The following is a 20,394-nucleotide window of genomic DNA, read 5'->3' on the forward strand; positions in this document are numbered from 1 at the left end:
ATTGTGATATTACGCCGCTATATGACTCAACAAGTTGCCTCAACGACCGCTTTGGTGTTGGGGTTTTTAGTGGTGATGATGCTCGGCGGCCGCTTAATCCGTTATTTCGGTATTGCCGCAGAAGGCAATTTAGACATCAGTTTATTATTTACCATCATTGGTTATAATTTACCCTACTTCTTAGAGCTTATCCTGCCATTGGCATTTTTTATCGCACTCATGCTAGTATTCGGGCGCTTATACGTCGACCAAGAGATGGCGGTGATTAATGCCAGCGGCGTGTCGCGTGGTAAGCTTGGACGGTTGATGACGCCGCTGATATTGGCATTATTTGTTGGAGAGGCGGCCTTATCTATTGTTGGAAAACCGTGGGGCGTACGCTCATCGGAGAGCGTGTGGCAACAGCAAGCGTTGACCAGTGCTTTTGATTTGATACGTCCCAATCAGTTTATCAGTAGTGGCAATTATCATTTATATGTCGGCAGCTTGAGCGATGATAAAAAACAATTGCAAGATGTGATATTGATTCAATCTGAGCCTAAAGCCAAAGGCAGTACGGCGAAAAACGCGGCCGCTGATGTAAATAATAATATCGACCCAGAAACCGCTGAGCAATTAAATATCCCAGAGCTGCCAAACGCGCTTACAAGCAACAATGCTATCAGTAAAGATACCATTACCCTTGCCAAACGCGCTCAGCAAGTAGATACCGGCAGTAGCGGCGTTACTCAACTAGATTTGTTCCAAGGTCGCCGTTATGAAGTCGGCGCAGGCAGTCTAAAATACAACCAAGTGGGCTTTGATCGCTACCGTATCACCTTGACCGAATCCTCCAAAGAGGTCATCACCGAAGCCAATATCGAAACCCAAGCGATAGGCCCATTATGGCAAGCCGCAACGGGCAGTACAGCAGTAAATAGTGAAAACGCACTTCGAGCGGCGCAAGGGGAGCTTGGCTATCGTCTGGCTTTGCCTTGGTTGATGATTATTGCACCGATGCTCGCCGTACCACTGGCGCAAGTCCGTCCGCGTCAAGGTCGCTGGTTGCGCTTGTTTCCGTCGATTTTGTTATTTGTCAGCTGTGCGCTTGGCATTATTTCACTCAAAAACGCAGTAAGCAAAGGCAGTGTTAGCGTTTGGGCGTATGCATGGCTGGTTTTAGGGTTTATGGCATTAGCGCTTTATATGAATTGGGGCAGCCGCGTCCAACATCGTTTGCGCTTTCGCAAACCAGATGAGCTGTTAACCGTTAGCGAGCATCAAGGCAATATTGACCATAAAAGCAATGGCTCACAAGGAGGACAATCCTAATGAGTGCTTTATTCTCTAAAACATCATCGTCTAATTCATCAAAGCCAAATTCGCCCAGCCCTAAGCTAAAACTTGCGCCTAAACCAACCAATCTAAAAGTGCTGAGCCGTTACGTTAAACTAAACGCTTTGCTTGCCATCATCGGCGCGGTTATAGGCTTGTGGGCATTGCAGCTGGTATTTTCTTATTTGTCTGAGCTGGATTCGTTAGATGATAACTATACGATGGGCGAGGCGATTAAATATATCTTTTATCGCTCGCCGTACTTTTTAGAGCAATTTATCCCAACGGGCGCGTTACTTGGCGCGGTGGTCGGTTTGGGTTTATTGGCCAATAAAAGCGAGCTGGTCGTTATGCGCGCCGCTGGCGTCAGTGTTTATCGTATCGTCGGCTGGGTGTTGCAGCCTGCCTTGATTTTTGTGCTATTGGCATTGGTGATTAATCAGTTTGTCCTGCCGCATTCCAATCAATTGGCGCAAGAGATTAACGATGAAGATAATAGCTCGCTTGTCACCTCGGTACGTGGTTATTGGACGGTACAGCCACGCTTTGAGAGTACAAAAGACGGCAGTGCCAAGCCAGATGGCAGCGATATTTTGTATATTGATTATGCCGATGTGCAAGGCAATATCGGCGAAGTTAAACGTTGGCATTTGGATAATAATGGCAATCTGCAAACTGCTATTCATGCTGAGGGCGGCAAATATATTGGCCGCGAAGCGATAGATACTAATAGCAGCAAGCCGAGCGAGCAATACCGTTACGAGTGGCAGCTGAATAATATGACCAAGCTGATGATTGGTCAGGGCTTTGAGAGTAGCCAAGCTATCGCACCGTCAGACACCTTGAGTTTACCCTTTGCCCCCGAGTCGGTGTATTTACTCACTCGTAAGGCCGAAGATTTATCATTGACCCAGTTATACGAGCATCGCCAATTTATGCGCCAACAAGGCACGCGCTCGTTAAGTCATGAGTTGGCATTTTGGCAAAAGCTACTGTCACCGTTATCGATTTTATCGCTAGTGATTGTTGCTTGCTCGTTCGTCTTTGGCTCACTACGTACGCATAGCTTGGGTTTACGTATCGTCGTGGCATTACTATTCGGCTTGCTATTTAGTTATGTACAAGATTTGGTTGGCTTTGTCTCATTGGCGACTGGTTTTTCGCCATTATTAATGGTGCTATTGCCAATTATCGCCAGTGCGGTTTTGGGTGGATATTTACTTAAGCGGCAAATGTAACCTTAAAAATGTAATTCTAAAAATATAGTTCTAAAAATATAGTTCTAAAAAATCCCGCTAATACGATGATGTGTTAGCGGGATTTTTTATGGCTCAGTTTTTAAGTTGCTTAAGCTTAGTCTTTGGTCGCCATGGTAATGGTATAGGTTTTACCTTGTTTGATCTTTTCGCTATTGCCAAATACTTCGGTAAACGAGCGCTTCATAAATTGGCGTAGGCCATTAATGGTCACCACATAAAAACGCCCACCTTGACGCATACGTGCATAAGCATCGAGGAAATATAGATAGTGCTGCTCTTTGCCGACTTTAGCGGGCAAGTTCGACATCACAAGGCTAAAGTCTTTGTCTTTTGCCACATGGTTAAAGCCATTTGATAAATGTACATCGACATTCTTTAGACCGTTTTTCTCGCAATTCAAGCGCGCATATTCTACCGCCATAAAATCCTTATCAATTAAGGTATGCTGACCATTCGGGCATTCACGCGCCGCCGTCATCCCAAGCACGCCATAACCACAGCCCAAATCGATCGAATCATCGTCCGCTTGAAAATCCACGTAATCAAGCAGCATCAAGCTACCATCATCGAGCTTTTGCGGTGAAAAAATACCCCACGTGGTCGCAAAATCAAACGGCTTGCCCAGCACATCTTGGCGAAAATGAATGTCTTCACGCCAGTGTTCGGCGCTTTTTAATAGGTCAGCAGGAGGCTTATGGTTTAATGGGTGGCTCATGGGATTCTCGGATAGTAGATAGGTAAAAGGTTAATAAGCTATGGCAGGTATTGTAACGAGAAAAGGGCAGGTTTGCAGCTAGGGATTGATAGAATTGTAGCAAGGGTTGAAGAAAAGAAGTAGGGTGCGCCTATCGCACCTTAATCAAGACAATATCTAACATGGATGCTCAAGGCGCATCCTACTTCCCCAACCGCTTCTTCAACAAGTGATCAAATATAAACGGACCAAACGGTAAGAACGAGCCAAGCACACCTGCAGGCATTGCCCATAGCGGCATTTTTATTTTGCTCGTTGCAATCAGCAGTACCAAGATATAGGCGATAAACAGTACCCCATGCGCCATACCGACATATTTTACGGCTTCAGGAATGCCCATCATATATTTTAGAGGCATGGCGATACCAAGCAATAATAAAAAAGACGTGCCTTCCAAGTAACCCATGATGGTCAGGTTTTTGAGGGCAGAATTTTGCCCTTTTGTTAGGGTAGGCAGAGTAGATGGCTGAGCTTGCAACACGTTATATTCCTTTTACAATCATCAGTAAATAGTCAATTTCAATTTTAACCGCGCGGATGATGCTCGGCATGCAGCTTTTGTAATCTCGCCGTCGCCACATGGGTATAAATCTGTGTCGTTGATAAATCACTGTGCCCCAGTAATAACTGCACGCTACGCAAGTCTGCGCCGTGATTGAGCAAATGAGTGGCAAAGGCGTGACGTAAGGTATGTGGTGATAATTCTTTATCAATGCTGGCAACTTTGGCGTATTTTTTTAATAGATACCAAAAGTTCTGCCGTGTCATATAGCCGCCTTGCGCGGTCAAAAATACTGCTTGGCAATTACCCGATTTTAAATGCGCAATCAAATCGCCACGAGCGTGCGTTAGATAATCTTCCAGTGCGTCCGCAGCATATTCGCCGAGTGGCACTAAGCGGGTTTTATTACCTTTACCGGTAATTTGTAGCCAACCAGCGTTTAGATTGACTTGTTCTAATGACAGGTTAATCAACTCGCTAACGCGCAGACCGCAAGCATAGAGCACCTCTAACATAGCTTTATCACGTAGCCCAAGTGCGGTGCTAGTGTCAGGCGCGGCGAGGAGATTGTCGACATCGGCCTCGCTCAAATCCTTTGGCAGTGGACGACCTAATTTGGGGCTTTTGATACGCTCGCAAGGATTGTCTTCGCGCAGATTACTGGCAATCATCCAAAGGTAGAACTGGCGCAAGCTTGACAGCATACGGGCTTGCGTGCGCGGCGTTTTGCCGTCGATGGTAAGGGTTGATAAACAGTGCAGCACGTCTTCAGGCTGCCATTTTGTCAGCGCGATAGGATTGGTCAACTCGCAAGAGCGCAAGTCGCGCACATAAGCATTACGCGTCCGCGTTGCAAGCCCGCGGGCAAGCATTGCTTGCCGAAACTCGGTGATATAAGTTGGCTCGTCATCGACGGCGAGTGCTTTAGGTTGGCGCTGTTGGACGGCGCGGTCGCGGCTCATAATTTAATTCTCAATGATTAATTATCAATTATTAAAGATTAGGCAGGCTCTAAGCACCATAAAGAAGTAACCTCGCTACTCCTCGCCGCATATAGCGGATCAGACTCATCCTGACTGCGACCATGCTTAGGTTTGGTATCAAGGCGGTATTTTACTTTCAGACCACTATCAAAAAACCAGCTTAATAATTCCTCACGAGTGCGCAGTTGCAGGTGCTCAGCCAAATCCGACAGAATCAACCAGACTTCTCCATGCTCAGCTAAATGAGCTTTCGCCCCCTGCAAAAAACCACGCAGCATTTTGCTATTGGCATCATAAACGGCATACTCTAACGGCGAGCTGGGCTTAGCAGGCAACCAAGGCGGATTACAGACAATCAGATTGGCGAGTGGTGCATCAGTTGGATAAAGGTCGGCTTGTTGCAACTGTACATTAGCTAATTCTAATCGCGTAAAATTTTCGCTGGCGCAGGTTAAAGCTCGTGGATTCAAATCCGTGGCTATTATTTGTGGAACACCGCGCTGCGCCAAGATAATTGCCAGCAAGCCAGTGCCCGTACCGATATCATAAGCAACATCACAAGTATCTGGCAGTGGCGCATCGAGTAATAGCTGTACATATTCATGGCGGGTTGGGGCAAAGACACCATAATGCGGGAATATTGATAAATCTAAACCATCAATCGGAACGCCTTTTTCGCGCCACTGCGCTGCACCAAGCGCTCCTTGTAGGTCACGAAACGACAGCACATACGACTCATTTAGTTCATTATCCAACTGACCAAAAGCAGCTATGCAAGCTGCACTCATATCAGGGGCGCGGCGTAATTGGCTGACATAATTGGCATCAAGCTCGAGTAGCAGACGGCTTAATATGCGCGCACGCTGGGCTTGCAATTGGCGCTGCTGATGAAATAAGTTAGGAATGTCTTTGGATAACTCTGAAGATTTATCTACATTTTTATTGGATTTCGCAGATTGATTTGCTGCTTTTTTCATTTTACGTAGCTCAGAGCGCTCATTGGTACGCTCGATGCGTCGATTGAGCGCTTGTAGCAATTGCCGTGCATTATGAAAGTCACCGTGCCACAGTAGTGAAGTGCCTTCGCAAGCCAAGCGATAAGCCTCATCGGCGGTCGTTTTATCATCGACCAATACAATACGCGCAGGTGGCGCATGATTGCTTTCCGACACCCAAAGTGCGTGATGTAACGTCTCGCTGCCGTCTTTGTTTTCGAGCCACTGCACATACTGCTTTTGGGGTGCTAACATGCTATCTACCTTTAATTTGTGAATGATATATTTCGTACAAAGCAAAGATATCTGGATGCTATTAGTGCGCTGATGCTATGAGTGCTTTAAGCATTCTTTTTCTTGACCAAATACCGATAAAGGGTGGCGTTAATAGGCGCATCATCATCGTCCGCAATTGTGATTTCATCCGGATCAACATTTAAAGGCACATTTTCAGCAAGCGTTTCTTGCTTTACAAGCTCGTGCCCCAAATGACGGCAAAAATTAGGAATATCGCGAGTGGTCGCAGGGTCAGTGGCGAGTATTTCAATCACTGCGCCAGCTTCGGCATTACGTATGGTTCGATGTAGCATCATCAACGGCTCAGGGCAAATCAGCCCTTGGGTATCTAAATGATGTTGAATGGTACTATCAGATGTTGAAGTTGTCATAGTCGTTTTTTAAATCAATAAAATATGGTGAATGTTTTCAGTTCTTTATTAGTGATGGCATTTTTATCAGGAAGTTTTATGTTTTTTTAACATTTTCAGACGTTTCTTCAGCGTCTAAAAAGTTAAAAAAGCGCTTAAAGCTCACCTTAAATAAAAACGCCACCCCAAGCCAACATGCCAAACCTAACCAAGCAGTATCAGCAAATAATAGCCCGCCAAGTAATATAACCGTCGATACACCAATACTCATGGCAATCATTGACGGCTGATTTAAGCGATAACGATAAATCACCAGCGCATCATAAATAGTAATAGGAATCGTGAGCGCCACCAAAGCGTAGGGCAGGTTATAGAACAATTGATAAAGCAGCTGATTGTCATGAAAGGCTTTGATACTAGCAATGGTGCCAAAGACCATAAAGGCGAGGATAGCAGCATAAATAAGATAAACCGCTATCTGGTTTGCTCGCTGAGCGCCTTTGATACGTGCAATCGCGAGCGGTGCAAAGCCACGTTGCGACTTGTTTTGCAAAGATTGGTCTGAGACAGTGGTCATATTAATCAGTCATTTATTCGTTTAGACGATATAAAAAAAGAGGGGGAGGTTAGTCATGGCTTTACCCTACTATTAATCCGCTTTAATGGCGTCGATAGCGATACTGCTACTCGGATCAGCAAAATACGTCGACATTAGGATACAAGCGGAGATATCATCAATCGGATCGCGCTCGTTTTGAATCCAGCCGTTTTCCCACGCAATTTCCCGTGCTGCTACCGAGGTCAGGCGCTCATCGCAGAGACTCACCACCACTGGTAGATGCTGCTCCATAATTCTGTGCGCCAACCGACGAGCAAATTTATGCGCCCGCTTGGACAGCATTGAGCTGCTCCCATCCATGTTTAATGGTAATCCGACCACCACTTTTGCCACGCCCCACACCTTGATAATACCAAGCAGGTTGTTCCAATCCGGCTGACCATTATTCATCGCCAAAATATCAAAGGCGCGCGCCGTCTCGGTAATAGAGTTGCCTAGCGCCATGCCCATCTTTTTAACGCCATAATCGAGTGCCAAAATAAGGTGCGGCTTAATCGTTGGCTCTGTAGCGCTATCAGCATTTATAACGTCTGTGCTATCAGTAGTTATAGTGCCCGCGCTATCTGCAAGAATACTATTGACCATAATTTGGGGTATTTCCTATTTCTGTCTTCATGAAGCAAATGCTGCTCAGTATATAGCACTTAATATATAACGCTAGGCATGACCAATATCGCTGCTCAAATAGTCAAAATTAACGCCAATCTTATCGGCAGCGATTTGCCAGCGTTCTGCAAATGGCGTATCAAACAATAAGTTTAAATCAGCCGGGCAAACGAGCCAGTCGCCACTCGCAAGCTCTTGGTCGAGCTGCTTTTTTCCCCAGCTGGTATGACCTAAGCACAGCTGATAATGCCCAACACCTTGACCAGCAGCGATGCGTTTTAGGATATCTTGGCTGGTAGTAATACAGACGTTTTCTGAGATAGCAAAAGAAGACGCCCATTCTGGTTGACCGGTGTGCAAGACAAAACCGACTTCTGGATACATAGGACCCCCTTCTAGCGCCATATCTTCCATTACTTGCGGATCGGTCACTTCGATACCTAAGTCTTCTAGCAGTTTGCCGACGCGCGCTTGCTCTATCGGACGATTGACCATCAGACCAAGCGCCCCATGTTTATCATGGCGACAGATATAAATCAGCGCCTGCTCAAACCGTGGGTCTGACAGCTCGGGCGCCGCGATTAAGAAATGATGGGTCAAATTGGCTTTAGACATAGAAACAAACGCAACCTAATATTAAAGGTGAAATTATTAAGAGGATAGACCACTATATGGCGTTTAGGCGTAAAAAATCAACTAAAGCAAATGTTTAGCGATTATTTGTGAGTAATTTGCTATTAATCATTTAGCTGCCAACCATTTCATAACCATCAATCAATAATCATTATTTAACATCGCTTAATAAGCTACGCGCATGGTCACGGGTGACATCCGTGATGGTCACCCCGCCAGACATACGGGCCAGCTCATCGACTTGCGCGCTATCGGTTAAGATTAATAGCTCGCTTTCGGTTTGCTCATCATGATGTTTTTGTACCAAGATATGCTGATGCGCTTGCGCCGCAACTTGCGCTTGGTGGGTAATGGCCAATAACTGCTGCGTCTGCCCAAGCGCGCGTAACAGCTCACCAACCACTTGCGCCGTACCGCCACTGATACCAACATCGACTTCATCAAAGACGAGCATTGGCTTGGCAGCATTATTATTAGCATTGGTCGCTTGCAATACTTGCATCACCAGTGCCATCCGCGATAGCTCACCACCTGAGGCAATTTTATGTAGCGGCTGCATGGGCATACCGACGTTGGCGCTAAACAACAAATCGATATCATAGCAGCCTTGACCATTATACTGGCTAGGGTCGGTCTTTTTGGTAAAGACAAATTCGCAGCGCGCATTTGGCAGGGCAAGCGGTTGTAATTGCGCAATGAGCTGTTTGCTGACTTTTGGCGCCGCTTTTGAGCGCTGTTTATTAAGCTCAGTGGCAAGTGACAAATACTCTTGCCATGCTTGCTCGATTTGCGCTGCCATCGCATCGCTACTTGGCTCGTTTTCTAATTGTTCTAATTGCGCTTGCCACTGCTTTGCTTCATCAATCAAATCGCTTGCGGGCAGGCCATGCTTACGCGACAAGCGGTGCCCAAGACTGATTAAGCTATCGAGTGTTTGCAAGCGTTCAGGGTCGGGTAATTGCTGTTCAGCATAATCCGATAGCAAGCCTGTGACCTCAGTGATTTGCTGCTGCGCCAAATGCAACTGTTCGGACGCCTGCTCAAAGGTTTGACTGACGCTCATTTGATTGTCGCAAAGCTTAATCGCTTGCCCGAGCAAGGTCATGACATCGGGCTCATCGGTGTCATTATCGAGCAGGTGTAAACCGTGACTGGCCTCCGTCATCAACGCTTCGATATTAGACAGCTCTTCGTGCTCCGCTTCAACTTCTGCATAATCAACTGCGAGTAGCGGCGCAATGTCAGCAAGCTGGCTTTGCAACAATTGAATGCGATCTTGACGCTGAGCTTCGCGGCTGGCGATATCATCAGCGCGGCGTTTGAGCTGCTGATAAGCTTGATAGCTGCTGGCCGTTTGTACAGCAAGTGGCGTGATTTGTGCCATCTCGTCAAGCCATTGCACCACAAATTGTGGCTTTAGTAAGGCTTGCTGAGCATGTTGACTATGAATGTTTACCAATAAAGCGCCCAAGCTTTTTAATTCCGCTAAGCTGACCGGCGTGCCATTTAACCAGGCTTTAGAGCGCCCTGTATTACTAAGCTGACGGCGAATCAAGACTTCAGGTTCTTCTAAAGAGCGCTCATTTTTGGCAAACCATTCTGCCACGACGTCATTATTTTCTACATCAAACTGCGCATAGATATCAGCATACGCCGCGCCGTGCCTGACCATGGCACTATCAGCGCGCTCGCCTACGCACAAAGACAGAGCATCTAGTAATAATGACTTGCCAGCACCTGTCTCACCGGTGATGACATTGAAGCCTTCAGCCATGCTCAGCTCATGCTGAGCAATCAATGCAAACTGCTGTAAAGTTAATGATACGAGCATCAACGCCTCTCATGGCAGACAATAAATATCAGCAATTAGGCTGATTTTTAGGTCTACAATAGGATAAATAAAGAAAAACAGCTTTGGTAAATGGTGCTAATAAGATAAAGACAATTGGCAAATATTATGGTGGCAAAAGGTAGGAAATACAAATTTTAAAGGTAAGCAAAGCTAGGTATTCATTTAACAATAAGCACAACTTTCCTAGTGGCTGTAACAAACTTTATAGATATAATGTGGTAGCATAATCTCACATAATGATAAACTCTTACCACCAGATTTTCATACCATCTGCTATCTATGATGTTTCTAGTAAAAGACGAGAGGTGAGTTCATGCTAGACAAAGTAAGCGTTTCATCATTACTTTTCATAGTGTATTCTCTATGCGAGTCTTTATTTGGTTAACAGTTATATCGAGCTAAATATAGAGTGAATCGTCAAAAAGTTGTAATAGAACTGTCAGTTAAGCGATGAGTTATTCTGCTATTTAGTTTTTCAATTTGGTCTTTTAGTTTGGCAATAATTATTTGATAAGGAAGCCACTATGACAGCGGCGCAATTTACCAATGTAACAGTCAATGCTCAAGCCACGATATCCTACGATGGTCGTTGCTCAAGCCATACCATTATGTTTGAGGACGGTCGCCATAAAACGCTCGGGGTTATTTTGCCTTGCGACAATTTGGTTGAGCACTATCACTTTAGCACCAATACTTCGGAGCGCATCGAAATCATCAGCGGTGAGTGTGAGGTCAAAATAAACGGTGAGGAAGAATTTAGCTACTACCGCGCAGGACAGTCATTCGTAGTCGAAGGCAATAGTGGTTTTAATTTGCGTACAGAAGAAATCGTGCAGTATATCTGTCATTTAGAAGGTTAAGCTGGCTAAAAAATCATACGATTACAGGTGTTACAAGACAACTTGCCACACCTTTAAATAAACAATTTAGAAGAAATAAATCTTACGCCAAGGTTTATTTCTTTTTTTTGGCAATTATTTTAATAATTTTTCGTTTCGCCACGCGTTAATTGCTACAATTATCGTTATATAGGCGGTCCGCTACAAAATGAACATAGAGTTACTGGCATTCATTTTGCGCAGCCTCTGTCTGCGTAGGCATAGCAAGCGAGGAAAATGAATACCAGTAATGAATACCAGTAGCGCGTTATCATATTTGTACTGATTTTATTTAGGACTAACTGTATTTCCTATTTTTTATCGCCGTACGCGATACCACTTTTATATTGTAGATTCCCTATGGCAAAACCCAGCTATTTTTATGGCATTCACGCGATTGAAGCCTTACTCGAATACCGCCCGCTTGATGGGCTCAGCTTATTTGTCCAACAAGGACGTGAGAGCGACAGCCATGTGCAAGCGATCATGGCGCAAGCACGTGATAATGGTATTAGTATTCAACCGACACAAAAAGATAAGCTTACTCAGCTGTGCGGCAGCCCGCAACATCAAGGCGTGGTGCTTAATGCGCGTCCGTTAGGGTTCGCTGACGAAGGTTTATTGGATACCATTGCTAAGCGTGAGCAGTGCTTATTATTGGTTCTCGACCAAATTACCGACGCGCATAACTTTGGCGCCTGCTTACGTACTGCAGTGGCCATGGGCGTTGATGCCGTTATTTGCCCCAAACACCATGCGGCAAGCCTGACGCCAACCGTTGCGAAAGTATCGGTAGGGGCTGCCGAGATGATGCCTATCGTTAGTGTGACCAATTTGGCTCGTACGTTAAGCAAGATTAAAAACGCTGGCGTCTTTGTATTTGGAACCGCATTAAATGCAGAAGCAAAGCCAATACATGCCGCTGATATGACGGGTAAAACTGCGATTATTATGGGCTCTGAGGGCGAGGGCATGCGCCGCCTGACAATGGAGAGCTGCGATGAGCTGGTTTATATTCCGATGTCAGGCAACGAGCATGGTAACTTGCAAAGCTTAAATGTGAGTGTGGCGACCGGTATGGCGCTCTATGAGATTAATCGGCAGCGAACTTTAGCTGCTGGGCAAGCGTAAGATAGTTTTGATGTAATGGCTCAAGCTGTAAATATAACGCCGCAAGATCGCTTTCGTTAAGCACCACATCATCTGCATGACGATTACGCTCTTCGCGGCTGAGCTGATTAATCATGATGGCTTTTATCTTTTGTACGCTTTGCTCATCGCGCTGGCTGGCACGCGCAAGCTGAGTTTCTTCGGTGGCATCCATTACCAAAATACGCTGGCATAAGTTGGCAAGCCCTGCTTCTGCACCTTCAATGAGCAAAGGTGCTGAGAGCACAACATATGGTGACGTACTGGCTGCTAGTTGCAATTTTGCCGCTTCGCGTATCGCTGGATGGGTGATGGCTTCAAGCTCAATTAAGGCTTCAGGGTGGGTAAAGACATGAGTACGCACGGCGGCGCGATCCATTTCCCCATCATCGTTTAATACCCAATCACCAAATTTTCTTTTGATTTTGCGTAAAGTGTCGCTGCCTTTAGCGACCACTTGATGAGCAATCACATCTGCATCAATAATATCAATCCCTTGCTGCGCGAACCAATCGCTTGCCGCCGACTTGCCGCTGCCGATACCGCCGGTCAAGCCGACAACTAACGTCTTGCTTTTGGTTTGGGGCGACTGTGGCTGATAGGAATAAGATGAAGATGAGGCATAATTTGACATAGTAATGACTTATTTAACCGATAGAAGAGGGAGGCTACAATATACCAATAGCCTATTCTAGCAGGTTAAAGCGCATTTTTGAGAAATTGCGCGTCTACTTGCGTCAGTATAGGGGTTTAAGCGTACATTCCTAGATACCAATTGACGATATCTGGGCCGTATAATAATGCAATGATACCGGCAATCGCGATATAAGGACCAAAGGCAAAAGGGCGGCTTTCCCCTTGTTTTTTCATCAAAATAATCCCAACGATAGAACCAAGCAGTGACGACAGTAAGATAATTAACGGCAACATCGTAGGCCCAAGCCAAGCACCCAATACTGCCAGTAATTTAAAATCGCCTTGTCCCATGCCGTGTTTTTTCGTAATGAGATAAAAGATTTTTACCACCACCCACAAAGATAAAAAACCAAGTAAAAGTCCCCAGATTGACTGCGTAGGTGAGACAAACCAACCTTGCGAATTTACCGCCAATCCTAAGCCCGCCAATGGAAAGGTTAGGCGATCTGGCAATAGCTGAGTATCAAAATCAATACCCGTTAAAGCAACCAGCGTCCAGACTAAAATTAATGCTGATAATCCAGCGGCGCTGACGCCAAACTGATAAATGACCAGCATAGATAGCAGCGCAGTCACCAGCTCTACAATAGGATAACGCAGTCCGATAGCAGCTTTACAGTCTGAGCAGCGACCACGTAATATAAGCCAGCTTATTAAAGGGATGTTTTCATACCACTTTATTTTATGAGCGCAGTGCGGACAGCGTGAAGCCGGTGTGCTTAATGTAATAGAAGGGTCAGCAGCGACGATGTTTGCCAGTGGTTGCGTATGTTCAGGCGGCATGTCTGCTTGCTCAGCCATAAACTGGCTACATTCTTGCCGCCACGCCGCTACCATCATGAGCGGTGTCCGATGAATCACCACATTTAAAAAGCTGCCAACACAAAGACCAAGTAGACCAAATACGACTAAGGCAAGAGTCATATTTTCTTGTAATAACTGAATAAATTGCATGAAATCGTTTTCCTTGCAGTGGCTGTTAGCCTACCACTGAGCCCATTTGGAAGATTGGTAAATACATGGCAATCACTAAGCCGCCAACCAACACACCGAGCACCGCCATAATTAATGGCTCCATTAAGCTGGTCAAACCATCAACAGCATTATCGACTTCGTTTTCGTAATAGACCGCAACTTTATCGAGCATCTCTTCTAAGCTACCTGATTCTTCCCCGATACCAACCATTTGAATCGCCATACTTGGGAATAAGTTTGTTGAGCGTATCGAAAATTGCAATTGCTGACCGGTTGAAACATCGTTTTTTATTTGCTGAATGGCGTTATAAAAGACCACGTTATTTGCAGCGCCAGCGGTAGAATCTAAAGCATCAATGAGGGGTACACCAGCAGCAAAGGTGGTCGATAATGTACGCGCAAAGCGAGCGATAACCGCTTGATAAGCGATGTTGCCAAATATCGGTGCTTTTAATACCGCCCGATCTAAGAAGTCACGGAACTTCTTAGAGCGTTTTTTAGCTTCTGAAAAGCTAATGACGGCGCCACCAATCAGTACAATTAAAATAAACCACCAAGATTGCATCCATTCTGACATCCCTACTACCATCTGAGTAAACGCCGGTAGTTCGGCACCAAATGAACCAAATAAATCGGCAAATACAGGAACAACTTTAACCAGTAGGATAATAGTGACGATAATAGCAACGACAATCACGGCAATAGGATATTTCATTGCCTTTTTAATTTTGGCTTTTAACAGCTCACTTTTTTCTTTATAGGTTGCAACGCGCTCTAGCATGGTCTCTAACGAACCGGACTGCTCGCCAGAGTCTACAAGAGAACAAAACAGATCATCGAAATAGCGCGGATGTTTACGCAGTGCCGAAGCAAAAGTGCCGCCCGCTTCGATATCGGCTTTTATTTGTAAGACCAAATCTTTCATGCTCGGGTTATCAAGAGAGTCAGCAACAATCTCAAAGGATTGGGTTAACGGCACGCCAGCTTTCATCATAGTGGCCAACTGCCGGGCAAAAATAGCAATATCAATCGGTTTAATAGACTTTTTAAAAGTGTATAAAGGCTTGGGTTTTTTCTTGATACCTTTGACAGTGATACCTTGTTTGCGCAAAGTGGCTTTCGCCAACTCCAAGCTACGACTGGTGGTTTCGCCTTTTACTTTTTGTCCGCGCCGGTTTACTCCATCATAGACAAAGTCTAATAGCATGTCGGTTTTAGCTTTTGCCATGTTGATACCCTCAAAATTCATCTAATAAAGACGTTATAAACCGATAAAAGTATGTCAAATTTAATACCTCATTTCGGCATACTTCATTTCTATAAGAAAAGCCAGTATATATATGTTTTATATTTAAGTACATCTGTTAGATAACATTGCTAGTTTATAAGTATAAAGGTTTAAAATCACGAATTAGAATTTTAATTTTGCAACGGTTGCTATTCAGAAGTCACGCGCATCATTTCCTGAATACTGGTTACCCCTTGCAGTACCTTTAAAATACCCGAGCGCCGTAAATCTCTAAAGCCGTTTTTAAGGGCAGCATCTTTGATATCTATGGCGTTACCATCTTCCATAATAATGCGTGAAATATCGGGACTGACTTTCATGACTTCATAAATACCGACACGGCCTTTGTAGCCTTCACGACATTCATTACAGCCAATAGGTTCATAAATGAGGTTATCTGGATTGTCTAAATCAGCATCGGTAAAACCAAGCTCAAGTAGACTTTGGCGCGGAAGATTGATGGGTTTTTTACAATTTTTGCATAAGCGCCGAGCTAGTCGCTGAGCGATAACTAAGTTGACTGAGGTGGCAATATTAAATGAGGCAACACCCATATTGCGCAAACGCGTTAAGGTTTCAGGGGCAGAGTTGGTATGCAGGGTAGACAGCACCATATGTCCAGTTTGCGCTGCTTTGATAGCAATCTCGGCAGTTTCAAGGTCACGAATCTCACCAACCATGACGATATCAGGATCTTGACGTAAGAATGATTTAAGCGCATTGGCAAAGGTTAAACCGACTTTGGGGTTAACGTTGACCTGATTGATACCTTCAAGGTTAATCTCGACAGGGTCTTCTGCCGTTGAGATATTGGTCTCGCCAGTATTTAAAATATTGATACCCGTATAGAGCGAGACGGTTTTACCAGAACCAGTAGGACCTGTAATCAGCAGCATGCCTTGCGGTTTATGTAAGGCTTCTAAAAACATCTCTTTTTGGTCGGGCTCATAGCCTAAAGCTTCAATACCAAGCATGGCTGAGGACGGATCCAAAATACGCAAAACCAGCTTTTCGCCAAACAAGGTAGGTAGGGAGTTTACCCGGAAATCAATGGCTTTATCTTTCGAGATTTTAAGCTTGATACGGCCATCTTGCGGTATACGGCGCTCAGAGATGTCCATCTGTGACATGACTTTTAGACGCGCGGCAATTTTACCCGCAAGCTGTACCGGCGGACTGGCCATTTTTTGCATGACGCCATCGACACGAAAGCGTACGCGATAGGTTTTCTCATAAGGCTCAAAATGTAAGTCTGAGGCACCCATACGAATGGCGTCAACCAACATTTTATTGACAAATTTTACAACTGGCGCTTCATCAACGCCGTCGCTGAGTTTGGTTTCGCCTTCATCTTCTTCGCTTTCATTAAAGCCAATATTTAAATCGCTGTCAGAAAAGCTATCAAAACTTTGCATGGTATCAGCGTATAGATTCTCAATACGCCTTTTGAGCTTATCTTCTTCAACAACAACAGTCTCGATAGACAGGCGCGAGTTAAAAGCAATAGCATCAATGGCATCGATACGGGTGGGATCGCTTAATGCCACAAATAAGCGTTGCCCGCGTTTAAACAGTGGTAACGCGTTAAACTTACGTACGATTTTTTCATCAACCAAGTCTTTTGGAATGACGTCTGAGCTTAGGGCATCAAGATCAAACAAAGGATCACCAAACGCTTGTGATAGCATCTGAGCGACCTGATAAGCATTAGCCAACTTATTGTCAACCAAATAAGGCACCAATCCGATTTGCTGCTGTTGCGACTCTGTTTGCGCGGTTTTCATATGTGCTTCGCTGACGATACCTTCGCTAATCAACTGCTGCGCTAAACCACCGTACTTACTGGCTGTGATAGACATTAAGACCTCTCTATGCGTGATACCAAATGGGCTGTATTTTTTACCAAAACCAAAGCATCTACTATATATAACAACAGTAGTTTATTTATAATCGTTACATTGATTAGTAACATTTATTCTAAAAACAACTGATTGATTGCCTTGGTTTTATTTTTTATAAATAGAATGATATAGGAATTTTTTAGAGTTAAAAGATTTTATATAGCGTATAAGATGACTAATCTGCAAAAAACGTCAATGTGGCAAATACTTATTTAAAATAATTTTATGCAAAATCGGTTCCAATGCTAAGCACCTCATACTATAGCAACGCACTATAGCACTTGGGAAATATTTGTTATACTTGCGCGCATATGAGCCATATTGGCAGCAATACATAAGATAAGGTAAATGGGTATGCAAGCTTGGGTAATTGGGAATTGGAAGCAGAATCCAGCAACGAGCCATGACGTCAAGGCGCTACTAGATGACTTATTAACGGCTGTTAGCACAAAAGAGCAGGCGGATATCGATAACTGTCAATTGATGGTCGCCCCGAGTTTGATTCATTTAACCGCTGTCAGTGAGCGTCTAAAAGGTAGTTCAATACTGAGCGCCGCTCAAGATATAAGCGCCTATAGTCCCAGTACTGGCGCTTATACTGGTGATTGTTCAGCGCAGCAAGTTGCTGATACTGGCGCAACATGGACGATATTAGGTCACTCTGAACGCCGCCAGTACCATCAAGAATCTCATGATTGCTTATTGCAAAAAATGACTCACGCCCTCGCGCAAAACTTAGGCGTCATATTTTGCATTGGCGAAACCCAAGCGCAGTACGATGCCAAAGAAACGCTGGCAGTCATTGATGCGCAATTAGCGGTGATTAAAGATTTACTTGCGCAAAATCCTGAACTTGCTACAGACTTGTCAGAGCGTTTAATCATCGCTTATGAGCCAGTTTGGGCAATTGGCACGGGCAAAGTACCAACCGTCGCTGAAGTAAGTACGACGCATCAACATATTAAGCAAACCCTTGCGAGCTTCAATGGCGAATTAGACAACATAACGGTTTTATATGGTGGTAGCGTCAATGCTGACAATGCCGACAGTTTTGCTGCTGATAGCATGATTGATGGGGCATTGGTTGGCGGCGCATCGCTAAAAGCAGAAAGTTTTTTAGCGATTGCTAAGGCTTTTGGCGGCAATAAAGCGTAGTCGTATTCAGTAAAATTACAATTTAATCCATATTGAACAATGACTTTGCTCAAAAAATGTCTTTCGCAGTTGGCAAAAGTGGCTTTAACAGTGCCCTTGCAATCGTGTACAATGCGCCTTATTTAGATAATTGCTTTATTTACACAACTGGTTTGGCGTTATTGGCCATATTAGATGTCAATCGTTAAACGCCAGTTATTTACATTATTTAATCCTACGATTTATTTTACGTTATCAGTCGTCATTACGCGGCAAAAGAGGCCACCATGTTTACGTTTATATTAGCCCTGCACATTATCGTGGCAATTGCCATGATTGGCTTGATTTTGATACAGCATGGTAAAGGGGCAGACGCCGGAGCTTCTTTTGGAGCGGGTTCATCGGGTACCGTATTTGGCGCTGCCGGCACTGCAAACTTTTTGACGCGTGCCACTGCAGTATTAACGGTGATATTTTTTATCACCAGTATGACGCTTGCCGTACATGCACGTAAACAAGCAGAAGACCAGTTTCGTTTAGATGCGCCAGTATCAGCGCCGCAAACGCCACGCCCGCTGACACAAAATCCTCAGTAACTATATTTACGTTAAAGTCTGTCTTAATTTTTTGACAGATAATTTTAACCGTTATCTTTTAATGCAGGCAGTACTTGCTATTTTAAGACGTTAGATTTACAATGCTTCTCTGTTTTTAGCCGTCTTTAACTTTCGTTGCCTTCCTTATGCATCGGTTATAAAAGGTTAAAGCTCAAAAGCAGAGTAGTAAGAAAAATGCGATTGTGGTGGAATTGGTAGACACGCCATCTTGAGGGGGTGGTGGCGCAAGCTGTGGGGGTTCAAGTCCCCCCAATCGCACCAAGCTTTATCGGTATGATGTTTTACTTAAACGTTATTGTACTCAAACATTATAGAAAGCAGGGTTCATCGTCATCAATGCTTAATTTGATTATTATCTAAAATAAGTATTGACAGCCCTATAAAACCTCTCTATAATATGCGTTCTAGATTGATGCGGGGTGGAGCAGTCTGGTAGCTCGTCGGGCTCATAACCCGAAGGTCGTTGGTTCAAATCCAGCCCCCGCTACCACTTTTTATACTGATGTTTTGTACACTAAATTTGTCAGTAACGATTAGCCCACCATTATGTTTGTGGGTTTTTTTGTATCTGATGGTCGGTGTTATCGCGATATCTGTCCTACTTATGCTAAGCTCTATTTCTATAGAGTACGATGCTATTCGTTATCCATCGTCATTCGCCGCGATGCTTGTTAAGCGTACTATCCTTTACTTCTCATACCTTTACCGATAGTTCTGCTTTATACATAATAAAAGCATTGTCTGGTTGAGCTTGATGTTTTCTAGGCTCATCCTTATATAAAAGCACGAGTTATAAAACATCTTATTTATATAGTGACGCGTTTAAGCGTTAAGAACAATGTAGGTTTATAAGTTAAGGCGCGAATTGTCTTAATTTGACGGCAGCCAGTTTTTATAAAAGTTAATTATTAACAATAAATATTGTTATCGATAAACAACAAAGTGCTATCAATACAAGCTTTACGATATAAAATACAGTTTGCTTAGTACGATAGTTACGTGGATAAGAAAAGATAAATAGATTATGAAGCTTTCGACAAAAGTTACAGAACTGACCAATATTATTGCGCCTGCGGTAGCGGCTTGTGATGTGGCGCTGTGGGGTATTGAATTTGCGCCACAAGGTCGTCGCTCGTTGTTACGCATTTATATTGAGGCATTGCCAGAAGACCAAGCCCAAGATAAGCAAGTGACTATCGAGGACTGCGCCGCGGTAAATCATCAAGTGAGCGGTATTCTTGAGGTTCATGACCCGATTGCTGGCGAATATATTTTAGAAGTATCGTCGCCAGGTTTTGATCGTGCCTTTTTCTCAGATGAGCAAATGCGTGATTATGTCGGTCAAACCGTCAGCTTACGCTTGATTCAAGCGATTGGTGAAGGGGATAAAAAACGCCGCAAAGCAACTGGTACTTTAGACAGTATTGATGATACTTCTTTAAAGCTAACCGCCACTGATGGTGAGCAGTTTGAGATTGCATTAAGCAATATTGACAAAGCCAACTTGATTTATGAAGATGCTTAGTTTAAAAACAGTAGCTTGATAAATGAATATTTTACTCTCCAAACAGCCTTTGGCTTACGGTGAAAAT

Annotated in this window: 20 protein-coding genes and 2 tRNA genes; 9 read left to right on the forward strand and 13 right to left on the reverse strand. The window is 44.2% G+C overall.

The window, feature by feature from the left end; translation table 11 throughout:
• Window positions 1–21: 21 nt before the first annotated feature.
• Window positions 22–1,311, forward strand: a complete 1,290-nt coding sequence (locus ACPEGP_RS09515; protein WP_144297313.1) for an LPS export ABC transporter permease LptF — start codon at window positions 22–24, stop codon at window positions 1,309–1,311.
• Entirely contained in the window at window positions 1,311–2,552 is a 1,242-nt protein-coding gene (gene lptG / locus ACPEGP_RS09520) for an LPS export ABC transporter permease LptG (protein ID WP_423813257.1), read from the forward strand. Before ACPEGP_RS09515 ends, lptG begins: the two co-directional genes overlap by 1 nt.
• A 115-nt stretch (window positions 2,553–2,667) precedes the next feature.
• Here lptG and ACPEGP_RS09525 read toward each other — a convergent pair whose 3' ends face one another.
• The 9 genes from ACPEGP_RS09525 to recN form a co-directional block, all read right to left on the reverse strand.
• On the reverse strand, window positions 2,668–3,288 hold the full coding sequence (locus ACPEGP_RS09525) for a class I SAM-dependent methyltransferase (RefSeq protein WP_423813258.1): 621 nt from the start codon (window positions 3,286–3,288) through the stop codon (window positions 2,668–2,670).
• A gap of 181 nt (window positions 3,289–3,469) precedes the next feature.
• Window positions 3,470–3,808, reverse strand: coding sequence for a DUF3817 domain-containing protein (locus ACPEGP_RS09530; protein ID WP_191691761.1), 339 nt, complete (start codon window positions 3,806–3,808; stop codon window positions 3,470–3,472).
• Window positions 3,809–3,852: 44 nt separating this feature from the next.
• Window positions 3,853–4,791, reverse strand: a complete 939-nt coding sequence (gene xerD / locus ACPEGP_RS09535) for a site-specific tyrosine recombinase XerD (protein WP_423813259.1) — start codon at window positions 4,789–4,791, stop codon at window positions 3,853–3,855.
• Between the two features lie 38 nt (window positions 4,792–4,829).
• On the reverse strand, window positions 4,830–6,062 hold the full coding sequence (locus tag ACPEGP_RS09540; protein WP_423813260.1) for a methyltransferase: 1,233 nt from the start codon (window positions 6,060–6,062) through the stop codon (window positions 4,830–4,832).
• Window positions 6,063–6,148: 86 nt separating this feature from the next.
• On the reverse strand, window positions 6,149–6,475 hold the full coding sequence (gene tusA, locus ACPEGP_RS09545; RefSeq protein WP_423813261.1) for a sulfurtransferase TusA: 327 nt from the start codon (window positions 6,473–6,475) through the stop codon (window positions 6,149–6,151).
• A gap of 76 nt (window positions 6,476–6,551) precedes the next feature.
• A complete protein-coding gene (locus ACPEGP_RS09550) occupies window positions 6,552–7,031 on the reverse strand; it encodes a hypothetical protein (RefSeq protein ID WP_423813262.1) in 480 nt (159 codons plus the stop codon).
• Between the two features lie 72 nt (window positions 7,032–7,103).
• Entirely contained in the window at window positions 7,104–7,658 is a 555-nt protein-coding gene (gene ruvX, locus ACPEGP_RS09555; protein WP_423813263.1) for a Holliday junction resolvase RuvX, read from the reverse strand.
• Between the two features lie 72 nt (window positions 7,659–7,730).
• Window positions 7,731–8,294: a YqgE/AlgH family protein gene (locus tag ACPEGP_RS09560; protein ID WP_423813264.1), complete on the reverse strand. Its 564-nt coding sequence runs from the start codon at window positions 8,292–8,294 to the stop codon at window positions 7,731–7,733.
• Window positions 8,295–8,463: 169 nt separating this feature from the next.
• Window positions 8,464–10,143 carry a DNA repair protein RecN gene (gene recN / locus ACPEGP_RS09565; protein ID WP_423813265.1) on the reverse strand — a complete coding sequence of 560 codons (1,680 nt, stop codon included), beginning with the start codon at window positions 10,141–10,143 and terminating at the stop codon, window positions 8,464–8,466.
• Between the two features lie 545 nt (window positions 10,144–10,688).
• On the opposite strand from recN, the gene ACPEGP_RS09570 reads away from it, so the two are divergent.
• On the forward strand, window positions 10,689–11,024 hold the full coding sequence (locus tag ACPEGP_RS09570; RefSeq protein WP_068407914.1) for a pyrimidine/purine nucleoside phosphorylase: 336 nt from the start codon (window positions 10,689–10,691) through the stop codon (window positions 11,022–11,024).
• A gap of 378 nt (window positions 11,025–11,402) precedes the next feature.
• The gene (gene rlmB, locus ACPEGP_RS09575; RefSeq protein WP_200663031.1) at window positions 11,403–12,173 is read left to right on the forward strand and encodes a 23S rRNA (guanosine(2251)-2'-O)-methyltransferase RlmB; all 771 of its coding nucleotides are present in this window, start codon (window positions 11,403–11,405) and stop codon (window positions 12,171–12,173) included.
• On the opposite strand, the gene coaE is transcribed toward rlmB, so the two are convergent.
• The 4 genes from coaE to pilB form a co-directional block, all read right to left on the reverse strand.
• Window positions 12,136–12,825 (reverse strand): dephospho-CoA kinase, encoded by a 690-nt coding sequence (gene coaE, locus ACPEGP_RS09580; RefSeq protein ID WP_423813266.1) that lies wholly within the window; start codon window positions 12,823–12,825, stop codon window positions 12,136–12,138. The genes rlmB and coaE overlap by 38 nt on opposite strands.
• 116 nt (window positions 12,826–12,941) lie before the next feature.
• Entirely contained in the window at window positions 12,942–13,841 is a 900-nt protein-coding gene (locus ACPEGP_RS09585) for a prepilin peptidase (protein ID WP_200663033.1), read from the reverse strand.
• Window positions 13,842–13,866: 25 nt separating this feature from the next.
• Window positions 13,867–15,090: a type II secretion system F family protein gene (locus ACPEGP_RS09590; RefSeq protein WP_288726670.1), complete on the reverse strand. Its 1,224-nt coding sequence runs from the start codon at window positions 15,088–15,090 to the stop codon at window positions 13,867–13,869.
• Window positions 15,091–15,299: 209 nt separating this feature from the next.
• Entirely contained in the window at window positions 15,300–17,009 is a 1,710-nt protein-coding gene (pilB, locus tag ACPEGP_RS09595; RefSeq protein ID WP_423813267.1) for a type IV-A pilus assembly ATPase PilB, read from the reverse strand.
• 396 nt (window positions 17,010–17,405) lie between these two features.
• Here pilB and tpiA point away from each other — a divergent pair, with 396 nt between their 5' ends.
• The 5 genes from tpiA (at window position 17,406) to rimP (ending at window position 20,327) form a co-directional block, all read left to right on the forward strand.
• Complete coding sequence (gene tpiA, locus ACPEGP_RS09600) at window positions 17,406–18,206, forward strand: triose-phosphate isomerase (protein ID WP_191691256.1); 801 nt, start codon at window positions 17,406–17,408, stop codon at window positions 18,204–18,206.
• Between the two features lie 266 nt (window positions 18,207–18,472).
• On the forward strand, window positions 18,473–18,781 hold the full coding sequence (gene secG / locus ACPEGP_RS09605) for a preprotein translocase subunit SecG (protein WP_025652589.1): 309 nt from the start codon (window positions 18,473–18,475) through the stop codon (window positions 18,779–18,781).
• A gap of 197 nt (window positions 18,782–18,978) precedes the next feature.
• Window positions 18,979–19,063: transfer RNA gene (locus ACPEGP_RS09610), tRNA-Leu, on the forward strand.
• 152 nt (window positions 19,064–19,215) lie between these two features.
• Window positions 19,216–19,292 (forward strand) — tRNA-Met (locus ACPEGP_RS09615).
• 534 nt (window positions 19,293–19,826) lie between these two features.
• On the forward strand, window positions 19,827–20,327 hold the full coding sequence (gene rimP / locus ACPEGP_RS09620; RefSeq protein WP_068407904.1) for a ribosome maturation factor RimP: 501 nt from the start codon (window positions 19,827–19,829) through the stop codon (window positions 20,325–20,327).
• Window positions 20,328–20,394 lie beyond the last annotated feature (67 nt).

The organism is Psychrobacter sp. 219-2-C, assembly GCF_049560815.1.
Classification (GTDB): domain Bacteria; phylum Pseudomonadota; class Gammaproteobacteria; order Pseudomonadales; family Moraxellaceae; genus Psychrobacter; species Psychrobacter faecalis.